Raw genomic sequence first — 15,128 nt, forward strand, 5'->3', positions numbered from 1 at the left:
ACGTCCGAGTGCGGGCTCGTCGCACAGGATCTGAGCGTTTCGGCAATCGAACCTTTTCCCCAACCGGTGGGAAGACCGAGACGTTAGACATCTACCGCCGCAAAGAGCTGTCGATCCCGGGCCCGAACGGGGTCGCTCCAGTCGCGATCAAACCAGGGAGCCTTGCCATCCTTAGGCGGCAATTTGAGAGCCAAGGGTTCATCACTATGGGAAGCGAGTCGGAAGACATAGTGGTCGTACATGCGAAGGGCTTCGATCATATAGCTCGTCGCGACCGTACGATCGCGAACGAGAACGAGATTCTCACCATTGTCTTGGTCAGCGGGTACCGAAAAGTTGTATGAGCCTAGGTAGACCCGCGCGCTGGGCTTGTTGAAGTCCAGAACGACAAATTTGTGGTGCATACGTACCCCCCCATTGTGTCCATCCAGCCCAGAGGGCTCCTGGACGAAGGGCGGCGGGACGTCTTTCATAAGGGCGTCGGGACGCACTAGATGTCGCTTTTTGTCGGGCGTCAGGACTTCCAAGCCAAGATTTTTGGCGTGGATCTCACCGTCCGCAATACCTAGCACATGCAGATTCGGCTTATCGAGTGAACGACCCAAGGCAGGCCCTATCGGCCCCTTTGTCGTCTGCCCGAGAAAGGCGAGGGAGAAGAATACGGTCGAGGTTGCGCTGTCGATATCCGCGCCGATTTCGTCGAGGCGGCCATTCGCTTGTGAATGTGGAGAAAACGCGACCTTTGCGTCAACGCCATCGACCTTCAAGTCGAGCCACCCGCTTGAGCTCTCAGAGTCCTCAAAGTCGCTCGCTTGTTTAGCCGCAAAATAGGTATCGAAGGCTGTGAAATAATCTTTCACCGCGTCGGCGCTGTGGACTGCGAGCGCGTTGTTGGACTGAACATAGAACCCGCGCCAGCTCAAATTTGTCGACCCATAGATCACAGTGTCGATGCCACCACCACGAACGGCGATGGACTTATGATGCTGGATGTTGCCCATATGTTGTCGCTTCACATGGTCGCCCCCGGCCGAAGTCTCGATGCGTCCGGCAGCGGTGCTCTCTGGGGACTTTGGACGTCCGTGGCCTTCGGTCCGATCACTGTTGTCAATGATGATCTTCAGCTTAGGCCCGAGAGCCTCAAATCCTTCAACGATTTCGGGCAGATTTAGATCATAGCCAATCGCACGCACTTCGACATCGGCGTCGCGCGCCAGATTGAGAAGGGAGCGGATGGTCTTACGCGCCTCGAAGCCCATCCAGGCGTAGGCTGTTTCGGCGTCACCCCGGTTTGACTTAAATGTGAGGCCATCGTCACCGAAGGGCGGCACAAGCGTCTCGACCGATCCGTCGGCGCCGAAGTTGCGCACAAAGGCCTGCGAGGAGACAAAGCCTCGCGTAAAGGCGACATTGATCTTCCCGGGGAGTGTCTCGCGCATTAGAGGCAGTTCTGCCTCCTGCGCCTCGCCCCGACGAAGCGAACCATCCTCATTCATGAACATGGCCGTTACCCTGTAGAGGAAGTCTCCCTCAAGCCCGGCATCGAAGGGGAAATGCACCCAGCGGAATTTCTGTATGGGCGCCTCGGTGCTTCGGATACCGTCGTCAGGCACCTCCTGGCCGGGGAAACCAATGCGGTTGTGAACCGCAAACAGACGAGGATCTCCCGGGATGCGGTATTGTATGGCAAAGCCGACGAAGTCCCGTGGTGGTTGCCCGGCCCTCCAGTCCATGGAGAGGAGCACCATTCCATCGCCGCGATGGATCGTCAGTGAGAACGGCGCGGCAGCGTTCTTGCCGACAACCCGGTAGCTCGTGTCCATGACAATCCCCCAACTGGCCTGATCCGGTCAACTATGAAAAAGAAATAAAAATAAGCACGATGATTGAAGCAAGAAAAATTTGGGCCGTCACGGAAAATTGACTTTAGGCGCGGAAACAAGTCCCAATTGGTTGGAGATCAACTACAATTTCAAACGTTTGTTGCCGTCACATGCTGTAAACTCGTTTGCCTCTCAGAGCCAATGGAGTTGTCGGTACCGCATTGACCATTTTTTCCATACTTGGGAAGCGCGTTGTCGCGAACGCAAACGGTTCGCGTATCCATGTACGAGGCATCGGCGGCAATCGGTATAAATGCGGCCGCGGTGCCGTTGCCTTTGCGGCCACCCTCAACCGACGCTTTAGCCACGAGAGAGACAGCGCGGTCGCCAAAGATCTGGGTGAGCCAGCGAGATCGTTCTCGACGGTCAATACGTTCGGCGGCATGCGGGAGAGATCGCCCGAAACGATCCACACACGCTTGGGTAATTCGGGCAGACCCAAGCCCGTCTTCGCAGCTTTGAAAGCCTCGGAACTCAGACCGGAGTTCTGGCTGCCGCGCTGGCTCCGGATTATGCCGGGCGGGGATGGGGAACGTGTTAAAGCCGTTGATCCTCGCCAATCATTAGATCGGTAAGCATTCGCCTGCTTGGAAGTGCGTGCCACGCAGATGTGCGGCGCTTCGTTTCTTTCTGTCGCGATCGTCCGGCCTCGAGCATGCGACGTGAGATGGCCTCTTGCTGTTGGCGCAGGTGGTCGCTCAGCAACTTGTTGCGTGTGATGTATCCAGCGTTAACCCCTGGGATCGAGTGGTTCATCAGAAGGTGAACGTCCAGCTCCGCAACGCCCGCGGTTTGCGCGATTGTACGGAAAGTCTGCCGCAGGTCATTCCCCCATTTCGACAGATCGCTGCGCTTCTCCTTGTGCTCAATCATGTGACCGCTTTGGCTCTCGGCCGGGAACAGCCAGTCGCGCGATTGCTCGCCGTAGAGAGCCCGGCCTATGCGCAATACGCGAACCAGGCAGCGGATCATGGCGTTCGACAGCGGTATGTCGAAAGCCTTGACCTCGCCGCCCTTGGGCCTAGGTATGTGCAAAACCCGCCCGCGAAAATCGACATGCTCGACACGAGCCTTCCTGATCGCTTCAGGACGATGGCCCGAAAGCAGCATGAACAGATGGAACTCCCGCCGGATTGGGTTCTTCAAAGCCGCGAGCTGGGTGAACCAGTCCTCGAGATCCGAAAGCCCCAGTGCGGTGTTGCGCCTATGTTCGGCATTCCAGTCTATGGCTGAGACGGGGTTGTCCGCTGGCAGCGTGCGGGCGGCCTTGCGAGCATGATTGTAGACGGCCCGTAGCGTCCGCATGCAGCCGTTGGCTATATAGGCGCCGTTCTCCTTGGTGAGCTTCTCGTGCCTCACGGTCACGAGAGAAGGATCGTTGCCGAATTTGGAGAGCGGGTAGTCAAGCCAGTCTGCCAAGAGCCGCTCGATGTGATCGCGATAGTTGTTGATCGTTCCATCGCTTCGGCCTTTGTTCCTCATATGCCCATCGCGATAGCGTTCCCAGGCAATGCGCAGCGTCGGGTTCGCAATCGATGGCAAATCAACCTCGGCAGGCTCGCCGTCCTGCTTCCGCGGCGATGCCCGAGGGTCAACGCCGTTGGCGATCTTCCCGAGAATGTCCTTGGCCTTCGCCCGCGCCGCGCGCGTTGTTAGTTCTCCAACTTCGGCAACCTTCATTCGGACGGAAAGACGCTTCCCCGCCTTCCTTCGCTCACCCTGGACGACGAATGTCTTTTGCCGTTTTCCGACAAGCACCATGAAGCCGGGCAGATCGGTGTCTCGGGCAAAATATTGACCCGAAGACGCCGGCCGGAGGCTTGCAACGGCGCGGTCGGTAAGGGCGAGTCGGAGGTCTGTCATGAGATTAGTACGGCATTAGTACGGCAATTGCGTCGTGTTCGATTCTGGCTCGATCTGTCGGTTCGTCTACGCTATCGTAGCCGCACAGTACGAAAATAACAACAACTTGAATATGTTAGAACCGACGCAATCGTACAATGACCGGCATTGGGAAACAACGAGAAAGGCAGTCTGACAAATTCCTAATCTGTAGGTCACAGGTTCGATTCCTGTCGGGACCACCAATCTTTTCAATGACTTGGCGAGGGAGCAGCCGTACCATTTTTACGAATTAAGTACGGCGAAGTTTCGCAAACCTTCAAACTTTGGGCCACAAGCCGCCGCACCCGGGTAATATTGAACGACCGAAACGGGGCCGTAACCGGACTGCCAGGTTTTGGCGGCAGTTGCGCAGATAGCTGCCGTTCTGGTGCCGACCGCATTGCCGGCGTCTAACTGAGCCTCAGATCTGTCGATCGGAACTTAAGCCTCTCTTACTCCATATTGATAACCAGGCTGTCGCCCGCGCTCCACTCGACAAATACCTGCTCACCTACACCTGCGGCATATCTGTCGCGGTTGATGTGCTGCTGCTGTTCCACGACGGCACCGGTGCTTAACCGCACCCAGTGCCTTTGGATTCCGTTTGAGAAGGTTGTGTCGATGACCTCGCCTTCAAGCGCGTTATCGCGGTCGATTCTCACTGGTGTGACTACGATCGCCTCTGGGCGGACGCACACGCAGGCCTTTCGCTGAACGTCCCCCGAGAGGACCCCGTTGAGGGTGAGGCCGCCTTCGCAATGCGCTATTGCAGTTGACCCACGCCGTTCCAACGTTTCAACCGGAAAAATGTTGGCACTTCCCAAGAACGACGCAACAAAGCGATTGCGGGGGCGACTGTAAAGCTCTTTCGCCGAGCCTATCTGCACGATCTCGCCCGCACTCATGATCGCGATGCGGTTGGCCATCGCCGCGGCCTCACCTTGGTCGTGCGTCACATAAAGGACCGTTGAACCAAACTTCGCGTGCAGCTGCTTGATCTCGAACTGGAGTCCCTCTCGTAGGTTCTTGTCAAGCGCGCTCAGCGGCTCGTCCATGACTAGGAGTGACGGATTGTAGACCGCGGCACGGGCAAAGGCGACACGTTGCTGCTGACCGCCCGAGAGAGCAGTCGGAAGGCGGCCGGCATAGTCGGCGAGCCTCACCTGAGCGAGCGCGTCGGCAACCCGTGCCTCAATTTCTCGAGCTGCCACTCCCCGCATTTTCAGCGGAAAGGCGATGTTTTCAGCGACTGTTTTATGCAGGAAAAGTGAATAGTTTTGAAAGACCATCCCGATATTGCGCTTGAACGGCGGGACGCCTCCGATCGACCGCCCATCGATGAGAATGTCTCCTCCAGACGGCGCTACAAATCCCGCAGTTAGACCCAGCAAGGTTGTCTTGCCCGATCCACTCGGTCCGATAATAGCGAAAAACTCTCCCGCTTCGATCGTGAGATCCGTTGGCCTTAAAGCAACATGCTTGCCATAGGCCTTTGTGATGCCTCGATAGTCGATGCGCTTTCCGATTGCAGGATTCATGGCATTCCGGCCTCCGGTCTGCGTGCGAAAAAAACTGATACCCATTGAGCGCTGACCTATCTCTGCTCGCGGAACTTCTTGTGACCTGCTCGCTGCAGCAGTGCCACCGCCGAAAGAAGGCTCAAGGACACGACAATGGCGAGCGTCGAGGCGGCCGCAATGGTTGGCTCCATTTGGAACCGCAACTCGTTCCACATGTATACTGGCAATGTCACCGAAGACGCGTCCGTCAGGAACAGCGCGATGATAATCTCGTCGAAGGAGGCAGCGAAGGCAAAGATCGCTCCAACAATCACTCCAAGCCGGATCATCGGCCAGGTTACGTGAACGAAAGTGTGCCAGTCATTGGCGCCGAGTGTCATAGCTGCCAATTCCATATTCGGGGAGTAGCTGCGAAGAGAACTCGATACGGTAATGAAAACCAGTGGTAGTGCGATCGCTGAATGGACCAGGATAACCCCAAGCTTTGTTCCGATAAGCCCGACTGACGCCACAATCGGATATGCTCCAATGGCCACTATGATTTGGGGCATGATCAATGGAGCAACTGCCAAACCCGTCAGGGCGCGACCAAAACGAACCTTGCCCCGGACGATCGAAAGCGCAGCAAGCGTGCCAAAGATGGCAGCGATTGCCGCAACAGACGTGCCGGTTATCAACGTATTCCAGATTGCCAATCGGTAGCCTTCGCTCCCGAGCATTTTTTCGTACCACTGCAGCGAATAACCTGGAACCGGAAAACTGATGTAGCGGTCCGAGCTGAAGGACACCGGAACGATGACCAGAATCGGCGTCAGCATGTAAATCATGCTCACTGCCGTCACTGCCAATGACAGGGCTTTAACCAATCGATTAAACAGCGGCCACATCATGACACACCGATCTTGATGCCGCGCCATTTGGCTATGAGTGAAATCGCCCAAAGCGTGGTTATCACGACGAGCAAAAGCACCGTGGCCAGTGCGGAGGCAAGAGGCCAATTCAGTGTCTTCGTCACCTGCTGCTCGATGAGAACGGCAATCATTGTGTTTTGGTCGCCCCCCAGCAGTGCGGGCGTCACGTAGAACCCGAGCGCGGTGATAAAGACCAGAACGGAACCGGACACGATGCCCGGAAGGCACATTGGAACGTAAATGTGAACAAATGCCCGGATCGGATTAGCACCTAAAATCTCGGCTGCCATTAGCTTGGTGCGATCAATCTGCCGCATTGTACTAACTAAAGGGAGTATCATCATAGGCATCATGACTTGGACCATGCCTATCTGCACAGAGATCTGGTTGTGGATCAGAGTCAGAGGCTGATCGATCAAACCAATGTTCTGCAGAGCAGAATTCAGAACTCCACCCCTGCCAAGTATCGCGAGCCACGCGTAGGTTCGTGTAACTACACTGGTCCAGAGCGGCACCATGACACAGGCGAACAGCAAGTTCGCGACGACGGGAGGTGCGGTGGCAATCACTTGAGCTATTGGAAACCCAATGAGAAGCGCGACGATGGTCGAAATCAGGGCAGTTTTGAATGTAATATAGAGCACTTTAAGATAGACAGTGTTGCCGAGAATTTCGTGAAACTGGCTGAAGTCAAAGGAGCTCCCGCTAACGCTTCGCGATAGCACAACCGCCAACGGTAAAACGAACGTTGGGACCAGCAGCAGCGCAGGCGGAATGATCATGAACTGGAGGGCCCTCTCGGGCGTCCATGCCTTCTGAAGGCTCATATCGCCAATTCCCTGAAAATGTCGCGTGACCGATCTGCAACGCCGGTTTGCACATTGATCACTAAAGCGGTGCCGCCGATCAAGCTCTGACCGGCGGCACCTGACCAGCCTGGGAGGCAATCAACCCAAAAGCCACTTATTCCATTCACTGTTCAGCTTGTCGGCGTTCGCCGCTAACCATTTGAAATCCTGGAACCGGTTGGTCGAGGCATACTTCGGATCCATTGCCGTCCTCGCAAGGCGCGCCGGATCGCAGAGAGGTACAGCCTTGGTGTTCGAGGGTCCCAGAGCCACCAGGTTGGTGAGCCGCGCCTGCGGTTCTGGACTGGCCATGTAGGCAGCAAACTTCATAGCTGCATCCTTATTGGGATGGCCTTTCGGGATGATAATAGCGTCGCCGTCGAGCACCGTGTTGGTCGGAGTATAGTTCACGGGCCTCTTGTCTTGGACGAGCGTGTCGGCCCGGTTTATCCAGAGCATTGCAAGGTCGACCTCGCGACTGCTGATCATCTGCTGTGACTGAGCGCCGCCTTCATACCAGGAGATCGAATCGCGCACTTTCTGCAGCACGTCCAGCGCCTTTGTGATGTCGAAAGGATAGAGATCCTTGATTGCGATTCCGCGGCTAAGCGTGGCGATCTCCAATGTCTGGTTCGAGCCTTTGAAGAGAGCGCGAGGAGATTTCAGATCGGGGCTGAAAAATTCCGTCCAGTTCTTCGGCTCTTTGCCGGATGGAAAGGCATCGGTGTTCCAAGCGAGCACGGAGGCAGCGACATCAACAATAATGTAATTATCGTCGAAGGTGCCGGGCAAAAGCGAAGACTTGTCCACGATGCTGTAGTCGATCGGTTCCGACAAGCCCATAGCCTGTGCCATCGCTGCGTCGCCGGCGGAGCCCAGAACAATGTCTGCCTGGCCCCAAGCCTTGGCTTCTACCATGGCTTTCAGCTCTGCTAGGCCCTTGTATGGCTGAGGATTGATCGGAATGCCAACCTTGGCATAGTCGTTGAACCAGGCCTTCTTCAAAAGCTCCAGCCAGTCCCCGCCCCCGCAGGTCACCATAAGTTCTTTCGGCTGGCTCCTGGCGATCTGTGGGGCCGCGAGACCCGCAATCGTAAACACCGCCGACCCTGCGACTGCCGTCTTCAGCAGTTGCCGGCGCGACAACGTGTGAAGTGAACTCTCGCCTTTCATTTTGAACTCCCATTGTTCCGTTTGTTGGTTTCAGTCGGCCAATCCTGGTGGCCCTTATTTTTTCTTGGTTCCGCCGCAACTCCCCATAGCCATCATATGCCGGAGAAGCCGCGTGTCAAACAAAATGAAATTTAATTTTGTTTTTGCCGCCTCACTCAAACCTGCAGGCGTCATCCATTGTCAGACGGGGTAGCCGTCCGAACAGTCTCTCCGGGTCGCCATGGCCGAGATTCACGAGAAAATTTGATCGCCAGGTCGTTCCCTTAAAAAACGCTTCGTCTATCACGTCGTTTTTGAAGCCTGACATTGGTCCCGTATCGAGCCCGAGCGCACGGGCTGCCAAAATTAGGTAAGCTCCTTGCAAGGTGCCATTTCGGAAAGCGGTCTCTTGCGCCAGGGCCGGGCTTGAAGTGAACCATGGTCTGGCGTCCCTATGCGGGAAGAGTTCGGGCAATTTTTCGTAGAATGCCATGTCGTGCGCCACTATCGCGGTCACCGGGGCAGACATGGTCTTTTCCATGTTGCCTGAAGACAGCGCCGGCCGTAGCCGCTCCTTGCCCTCGGCCGTGCGGACAAAAACAAAACGACCCGGACAGCAATTGCCGGAAGTCGGTCCCATTTTGACCAACTCGTAGAGCCGTCTCAGCGTCGCGTCCGTCACCTGCCCATCGAGCCAACCATTGTGGGTTCGCGCCTCTCGGAAAAGCCGATCCAATGCCCATTCCGGCAGCTCAGCCGAATGGGTCTCGAGTTCAGTCACTTCGGGCCTCAAAGCACCTCCCATGATTATGCTGCGCCTTCAGACGGCTAGTTCGCGAAAGCGTCGATCATGAAAGACCAGCGGCTGAACAGGCTGCGGCACGGAATGAGCTGATAACTCCAGAAGGGCCAAGATGTGATCGCCGGCGTCGACAGTTTTGTAGAAGCGACATTCCAGGCAAGCGATCGCGCCATTTATGAAAACGGCGCCGCGGGGAGAACTACTCCATTCGACATTGGCGAATCGATCACCCGTCTTTTGAGAAAGCTGACGACACGTTTCGGCTTGCGAAGCCCCCAGAATCGATAACCCCGTCCAATCACAGCGCTCCAGCTTTTGCCAAGTTGAGGAGCTCTTCTGGATGCAGATAGAGACCAGCGCCGGCTCAAGCGACACCGACGTAAATGAGCTGATTGCCATTCCGGTTGGCACCCCATCGATCAGGGCGCAGAGCGCAACCACACCTGAGGGGAAACACGCAAAAACCGATCGCAAGCTGCTGCCATCGATTTGAGAAATCGAAACCCATTCCATCGAGAGACTTTCCTGAAAATCAACGGCGTGAGCGTGTTGCATAGTCGTGGTCCTCACAGCGCTTGGCGCAGATGTTCGCGAAAGGTTCGCCCTTGGTATTCTTTCCGGTAGACACCGCGCCTCTGAAGCTCAGGCACGACCATATCGACGAATTGGCTATAGGAAGTGGGTGTCAGCGAGGGGCAAATAATGAAGCCGTCACAGGCCTGGGCTTCGAACATTTCACATAGGGAATCGGCTACAGTGGTGGGGGAACCAATGAGCTGTGGCGCCATTTGTCTGACACCCCAGATATAGCCCACGTCGCGAAGGGTTCGGCCCTCAGAACCTTGCAGGATGATGTCCATCATTCCGCGGGCCCCTTGCGTGATCTCCATATCTTCCAACGGTTTATCCAGTGAATAGGTCGACAGATCGACACCAATCGCGTTCGAGACTTCTGCGACACCTAGTTCAGCGCTGACCAAGGAGTTGATGTAATCGGCCTTCTCCTGCGCGATCGAATCCGTCTCGCCAATAACGACATCGACCGACGGAAGGATCGCACAGTGGTTTGGGTCCCGGCGTACGTTTGAGACCCTATCTTTCACGTCATCGTAGAATTTCTTCATGTGCGCCTTGTCGGAATGCAGCGTGAAGATGACCTCGGCCCATCGGGCTGCAAACTCGCGACCGCGATCCGAAGCCCCAGCTTGCATAATCACGGGTGACCCCTGTGGTGAGCGAGGCGTTGTTAGAGGTCCGCGCGTTTTGACGTACTTGCCCTGATAATTAGCGTAGTGAACTTTCGACGGGTCGGCGAAGATGCCGTTCTTTTGATCGATGACCAACGCGCCATCCTCCCACGTATTCCAGAGCGCGTGGCAGGCTTCGACAACCTCGTCGGCGTAGTCGTATCGCAGCCCCTTCTCCATTAGCCTGTCGCCGCCGAAGTTCTGAATCTCTCGGTCGTTGGTTGAAGTCACGCAATTCCATCCAGCGCGGCCACCACTCAGATGGTCCAGCGTCGCGAAGGCGCGAGCTATGTGGAAAGGCGGATAGAGAGATGTCGACATTGTCGCTGCCAGACCTAGGCGCGAAGTAACGCGCGCAACCCCAGCCAAGACCTGCAACGGTTCGAGCATCCAAGTCTGACCCGGCTGTCGAAGATTTGGTTCGAAGGTGCCGCCGTAGGTATCGTGCAGCATCATGAGGTCGACGATAAACATCCCATCGAATTTCCCCCGCTCCAGGATCCGGGCCATATTCTCATAGCGCTCAGGATCGAGCGGACGGACCGCATCACTCTCAGGATGCCGCCAAGCGCCGTTGTGGTGCCAAGTCGGAGCGATGCAGCAGTATCCTACAAGATGCATCTGACGCGTCATTCAAATCTCCCGGCATGGCGAACTCTAGGTCACACGGACCGTCACTGCCTTTTATGAACTTTAATTCCACCAAAGATATCTGGCCCGCCTTTTCCCCTCCAGCAACGGCTGCATTGTTAGGGTCATGCTGTGCGTGAGCGTCGCCGCGTCAAAGCCTGAGGGCCAGTTCCGCAGCGGACACCGTCATCTAACCAAATTCGAGTCGCTTCGTAAAGAGAGAAAATCGAATTTATTCGACTTTCCAAACCAGAGGATCGATGGAATGCCCGTCCCATTGACTCAGGCGGTTGACATTATAGAATTTAATTCGATTATATGGAGAAGCTTTGCAGGCGGAGTTTCGCCTGTTCCCTCGCAAATCAGCCTCACTGGCGAATGAGCTTGGCGCGAACACCTTGGACAAGGAAATCCCCGATAGGCCAAAAGCCCGACGCGAGCGCGGGAAAGCGCGACTTCAGCTCTTAATGGCTGCAACCGACGAGCTTGTATCCGAACGAGAGCTGGACGAAATCAGCCTGCAACACATAGCCGAGCGGGCGCGTGTACCTATCAGCTCTGTCTACCACTTCTTTCCGAATCGGGAGGCAGCTTTTTTCCAGCTGGCTCGTAAATATTTGCAGGATTTCGAGCGACTTTCAGAAGCTACTCTAAATAGGCAACCGGACAGCTGGCAATCATATATTTCCGAGCGAGTCATGGCTTCTGCAGACTATTGCAATGCAAAGCCTGGTGTAATGAGGCTTTTGCTCGGCCCGTACTTCTCTGAGCTCCGTCGCGATAATGTCGCCGGAATATTCAGCGTGGCAAACGCTCGTGTTAGCGCACTTAATCACTTTTTTCGGATGCCAGAAGTCGATGACCTGGCTGACAAGGTCGCTACCGCCATCGCACTAGTGGATGGCATCCAATCCCTCTCGTACGCTATGCACGGTAAGGTCACGACACACTACGCAGAGGAGTCGGCTCGTGCGGCGGTATTGTACCTGCGCTCTTTCCTACCGGACGTGATCCCAGTGCAAGGAACGGATAATGGGTACTGATCTGGTTCACCGCCTTCTGCGTCCCCTAGATTCAGATGACCTTAGTCTTGGTCGCTAGCGACCTTCAGTGCGTTAGCTGCCGCATAGTGGGTAAGGTTCGGCAGCTCGCAACAAGTGCCAGCTCGTGGTCGAGTAGCTCCAGCCATTCGGCTTTCGCCCTCCCAGATCCAGGCGGGACGGTTTTCCCGCAGCTCGGCGGCGTAATCCTGCTCGAACAGAACGATGAATGGGCAGTGCAGCGGGCTAGATATATGACACTGGAAACGATCAGCCAGATCAGCGATGATCCGCCGCTCAGCCTGCCAGCCGTGGTGCGCTGATCAGTCTGGCCCACGCCGGAGAGCACGGCGACGAATGCCGCCAGCTACACCACCTCTCGGGACATGATCGAGTACCAGGCAGGTCCCCTCCGAAGAACGGACGCGCCACCTATCAAAGTTGCCTTTGAATGACGGACCCTATTGAACCGCCCCGCCATTGCTTATATTGGTGACAAAACGGAATTTAATTTCATTTGTCGCTGCATCTGCAACGCCGCCCCGGGAGGACTCACGTGACTACGCAAGACAAGCCGAAAGGTCGTCTTCCATTAGAAGGCATAAAGGTGCTCGATCTTTCCCGAGTGCTGGCGGGTCCCTGGGCAACTATGAGCCTAAGCGATTTGGGCGCCGAGGTCTGGAAGATCGAAAACGTCGATGGAGGAGACGACACGCGTGCTTGGTCGGTGCCCAGCTATAGGGGTGTCAGTACATACTATCTGTGTGCCAACCGAGGCAAAAGATCCTTGGCCCTGGACATAAAATCACCCGAGGGACTGGCGATCGTGCGGAGCCTAGCAGAGCAGTGCGATGTGGTCGTCGAGAATTTCCGAGTCGGTACGGCCGAGCGCCTCGGGGTCGGCTATAAGCAGTTGCGAGCGATAAGGCCGGATGTGGTCTATTGCTCGATTTCCGGTTACGGGCGCGACACTTCCGAGGCACGGCGCCCCGGCTATGATTTCATCGCGCAGGCCGAAAGCGGTCTCATGGCCATCACTGGCGAGAAGGGCGGCCAGCCTCTCCGCTTTGGAATTGCCATCACCGACGTTGCGTGCGGGATGGTCGCGACACAGTCCATTCTCGGAGCGCTTTTTCATCGGGAGCGGACTGGGGAGGGACAACACATAGACGTTTCGCTGATGGATTGTGCCCTCAATCTTCTTATTAACGTCGGAACCGGCTTTCTGAACAGCGATACTGAGGTGGAACGCTATGGAAATGCCCACCCGACTGTCGTTCCCTATCAGATATTTGACTGCTCAGACGGTTCGTTTGCACTCGCCGTCGGAAATGACCGCCAATTCAAGGCGTTGTGCGAGTCGGTGATCGGGAAACCCGACCTTTGCCAGGATCCGAGGTTTAAAACTGCCAACGCTAGAGCGAAGAACCGGCAGACGCTCGTTCCGATTCTCGAAGAAAGTTTCCGCCAGAGAAGCCGACAAGATTGGATGGATGAATTCAGCGCGGCTGAAGTGCCTGCAGGTATCGTCAAGACAGTTGAAGAAGCGCTGACCAGCAAGGGGGTTGGTGAACGATCAGTGGTGCAGACGCTGCAAAATCCGCACCTTGGCCCCGTCAGGCTTATCCGCCCAGCACAGGGATTGGCGGCCCAGAAAGAAGCGGACTATTTGGCACCGCCACTGCTGGGCCAACATACCGAAGCGATCCTGAAGGATGTACTCGGCTATTCGGAGGAGGCCATCCTTTCGCTTGAGGCCGCTGGCGTCATTTCCACGTTCAAAAAGCCCGCTGAGCGCGAAGGCGCCTGAAATGATTGCCGGTCGGGGCCGGCGGCAGCGAGGCTGGGACAGCGGCGGCCGGCGACTTCTGCGGTTTAGCCGGCTTTGGCACGTGCCCGTGCGAGAAAACGCTCCCGCTCGGGCCTAGGAACGAGCGCACCGCCGGTCGTCCATACCACATGGGTTGATCCATCGAACTCGTGCTCTATGCCATGCCGGGACAGATAAGCGAGGCCCATCTCGCTTTGCGTCAACCTCACCGGCCCGGCGAAGGCCGATGCTGCCGATGGTTCGACGTCAAGCCCCATGACATCATGGGCGCGCCCAAGGAGGCGAAACGCCTCGTCGTCGGATACGGTAAAGATGCCGCTCAACCGAGTCTTCATCAGCGGCGCGACCAACATGGAAGCTTGGCCAACTGCCAGGCCGTCCAACTCGGTTTTATTGTCCAGGCCCATGTCATACACCGAAACTGGCTCGTCGGAGCCTGAAAGCAGCTGGACCAACATGCACGGCGATGCCACCGGCTCCGCAAAAAAGCAGTGTACGTGTCGGCCAAAGATTTGCTTCAGACCAAACGTAATTCCGCCCGGTGCTCCGCCCACCCCGCAAGGTATATAGACGAACAGCGGGTGGTTCGAATTAACGGCAACGCCAGCTGTCTCGAGCTGGTTCGCGAGCTCGCGCGCCGCGGCCGCATACCCGACAAAAAGGTCGATCGAACGTTCGTCATCTACGAAATGAGCCCGCGGGTCCTGCTCAGCGAGTTCGCGGCCCTTCGCCACCGCTTGCGCGTAGTCGCCTAAGTGCTCAACGACCTCGACGCCGCGGTTGCGCAACCTATCCTTCTTCCACTCCTTCGCATCGCTCGACATGTGCACGACTGCGCGGAACCCCAGTGCGGACGCCATCATACCGATGCTCAAGCCAAGGTTGCCCGTGCTGCCCACGGCGACCGTGTATGACGAGAAAAGCGATCTTGCCGATGGCGTATCGAGTGCGATGAGATCGGTGCCTTCACTGATCAGATTGTTGCGGATGGCAAGACGCTCGGCTAAAGCGATCACCTCGTGGAAGCCACCGCGCGCCTTGACCGAACCGGCCACCGGTAAACCGTGATCCGCCTTTACCATCCAGGAACCGGGAATGCCCACCGACTGCCCATAATGGCCCGCATCGAGCAGCGCGGATGATATCACCGGCTCGTCCCCCTGCGGAATACCGAACCTAGCCGATAACAGCCGATCGGCGCGCCTCAAACGGTCGGCTGCGTCGTCGGCTCGGCGGAGAAGACGTGCCTCAGGATTGGTCGGCCCTGCCACGCACGAGTTAGTCCACAGGCAAGGCTCCCTGCTGCGCAACGCCTGGTCAACCGGGAGATTGGATAGGAGATTGGGCATTGGCGCGGCCTCCGCTATTGAGCGATTGACA

Annotated in this window: 12 protein-coding genes, 1 tRNA gene and 1 pseudogene; 4 read left to right on the forward strand and 10 right to left on the reverse strand. The window is 56.6% G+C overall.

Translation table 11 applies throughout. The features are described from left to right. Nucleotides 1-83 precede the first annotated feature (83 nt). Together EN738_RS00205 and EN738_RS00210 are read right to left on the reverse strand one after the other, a co-directional pair. Nucleotides 84-1,823, reverse strand: coding sequence for a phospholipase D-like domain-containing protein (locus EN738_RS00205; RefSeq protein WP_127281933.1), 1,740 nt, complete (start codon nucleotides 1,821-1,823; stop codon nucleotides 84-86). A 597-nt stretch (nucleotides 1,824-2,420) separates the two neighbouring features. Then, complete coding sequence (locus EN738_RS00210) at nucleotides 2,421-3,746, reverse strand: integrase family protein (protein ID WP_127281934.1); 1,326 nt, start codon at nucleotides 3,744-3,746, stop codon at nucleotides 2,421-2,423. A gap of 132 nt (nucleotides 3,747-3,878) precedes the next feature. Here EN738_RS00210 and EN738_RS35235 point away from each other — a divergent pair. Then, nucleotides 3,879-3,970: transfer RNA gene (locus tag EN738_RS35235), tRNA-OTHER, on the forward strand. Nucleotides 3,971-4,219: 249 nt separating this feature from the next. Here the strand turns inward: EN738_RS35235 and EN738_RS00215 are convergent. The 7 genes from EN738_RS00215 to EN738_RS00245 all read right to left on the reverse strand — a co-directional run bounded on the left by EN738_RS00215 (nucleotide 4,220) and on the right by EN738_RS00245 (nucleotide 10,880). After that, on the reverse strand, nucleotides 4,220-5,305 hold the full coding sequence (locus EN738_RS00215) for an ABC transporter ATP-binding protein (protein WP_189605673.1): 1,086 nt from the start codon (nucleotides 5,303-5,305) through the stop codon (nucleotides 4,220-4,222). A gap of 56 nt (nucleotides 5,306-5,361) precedes the next feature. Then, nucleotides 5,362-6,177: an ABC transporter permease gene (locus EN738_RS00220; protein WP_189605675.1), complete on the reverse strand. Its 816-nt coding sequence runs from the start codon at nucleotides 6,175-6,177 to the stop codon at nucleotides 5,362-5,364. Continuing rightward, a complete protein-coding gene (locus EN738_RS00225) occupies nucleotides 6,174-7,025 on the reverse strand; it encodes an ABC transporter permease (RefSeq protein WP_127281937.1) in 852 nt (283 codons plus the stop codon). The genes EN738_RS00220 and EN738_RS00225 overlap by 4 nt, the downstream gene beginning before the upstream one ends. Nucleotides 7,026-7,145: 120 nt before the next feature. Beyond that, on the reverse strand, nucleotides 7,146-8,219 hold the full coding sequence (locus tag EN738_RS00230) for an extracellular solute-binding protein (protein ID WP_127281938.1): 1,074 nt from the start codon (nucleotides 8,217-8,219) through the stop codon (nucleotides 7,146-7,148). A gap of 151 nt (nucleotides 8,220-8,370) precedes the next feature. Beyond that, nucleotides 8,371-8,979, reverse strand: coding sequence for a malonic semialdehyde reductase (locus EN738_RS00235; RefSeq protein ID WP_245494262.1), 609 nt, complete (start codon nucleotides 8,977-8,979; stop codon nucleotides 8,371-8,373). A gap of 39 nt (nucleotides 8,980-9,018) precedes the next feature. Further along, nucleotides 9,019-9,555, reverse strand: coding sequence for a flavin reductase family protein (locus EN738_RS00240; RefSeq protein ID WP_210214057.1), 537 nt, complete (start codon nucleotides 9,553-9,555; stop codon nucleotides 9,019-9,021). An 11-nt stretch (nucleotides 9,556-9,566) separates the two neighbouring features. Then, entirely contained in the window at nucleotides 9,567-10,880 is a 1,314-nt protein-coding gene (locus EN738_RS00245; protein WP_127281941.1) for an LLM class flavin-dependent oxidoreductase, read from the reverse strand. A gap of 326 nt (nucleotides 10,881-11,206) precedes the next feature. Between EN738_RS00245 and EN738_RS00250 the strand changes: the two genes are divergently transcribed. The 3 genes and pseudogenes from EN738_RS00250 to EN738_RS00260 all read left to right on the forward strand — a co-directional run bounded on the left by EN738_RS00250 (nucleotide 11,207) and on the right by EN738_RS00260 (nucleotide 13,727). Further along, nucleotides 11,207-11,920 carry a TetR/AcrR family transcriptional regulator gene (locus EN738_RS00250; RefSeq protein WP_127281942.1) on the forward strand — a complete coding sequence of 238 codons (714 nt, stop codon included), beginning with the start codon at nucleotides 11,207-11,209 and terminating at the stop codon, nucleotides 11,918-11,920. Between the two features lie 188 nt (nucleotides 11,921-12,108). Next, nucleotides 12,109-12,240 (forward strand): annotated as a pseudogene (locus EN738_RS00255) (IS256 family transposase); the annotation flags it as partial. A gap of 233 nt (nucleotides 12,241-12,473) precedes the next feature. Further along, nucleotides 12,474-13,727, forward strand: coding sequence for a CaiB/BaiF CoA-transferase family protein (locus tag EN738_RS00260; RefSeq protein WP_245494263.1), 1,254 nt, complete (start codon nucleotides 12,474-12,476; stop codon nucleotides 13,725-13,727). Nucleotides 13,728-13,792: 65 nt separating this feature from the next. On the opposite strand, the gene EN738_RS00265 is transcribed toward EN738_RS00260, so the two are convergent. Continuing rightward, nucleotides 13,793-15,097, reverse strand: a complete 1,305-nt coding sequence (locus EN738_RS00265; RefSeq protein WP_127281943.1) for a D-serine ammonia-lyase — start codon at nucleotides 15,095-15,097, stop codon at nucleotides 13,793-13,795. Nucleotides 15,098-15,128: the final 31 nt, after the last annotated feature.

The sequence above is a fragment of the Mesorhizobium sp. M4B.F.Ca.ET.017.02.2.1 genome (assembly GCF_003998955.1).
Classification (GTDB): Bacteria; Pseudomonadota; Alphaproteobacteria; order Rhizobiales; family Rhizobiaceae; genus Mesorhizobium; species Mesorhizobium abyssinicae.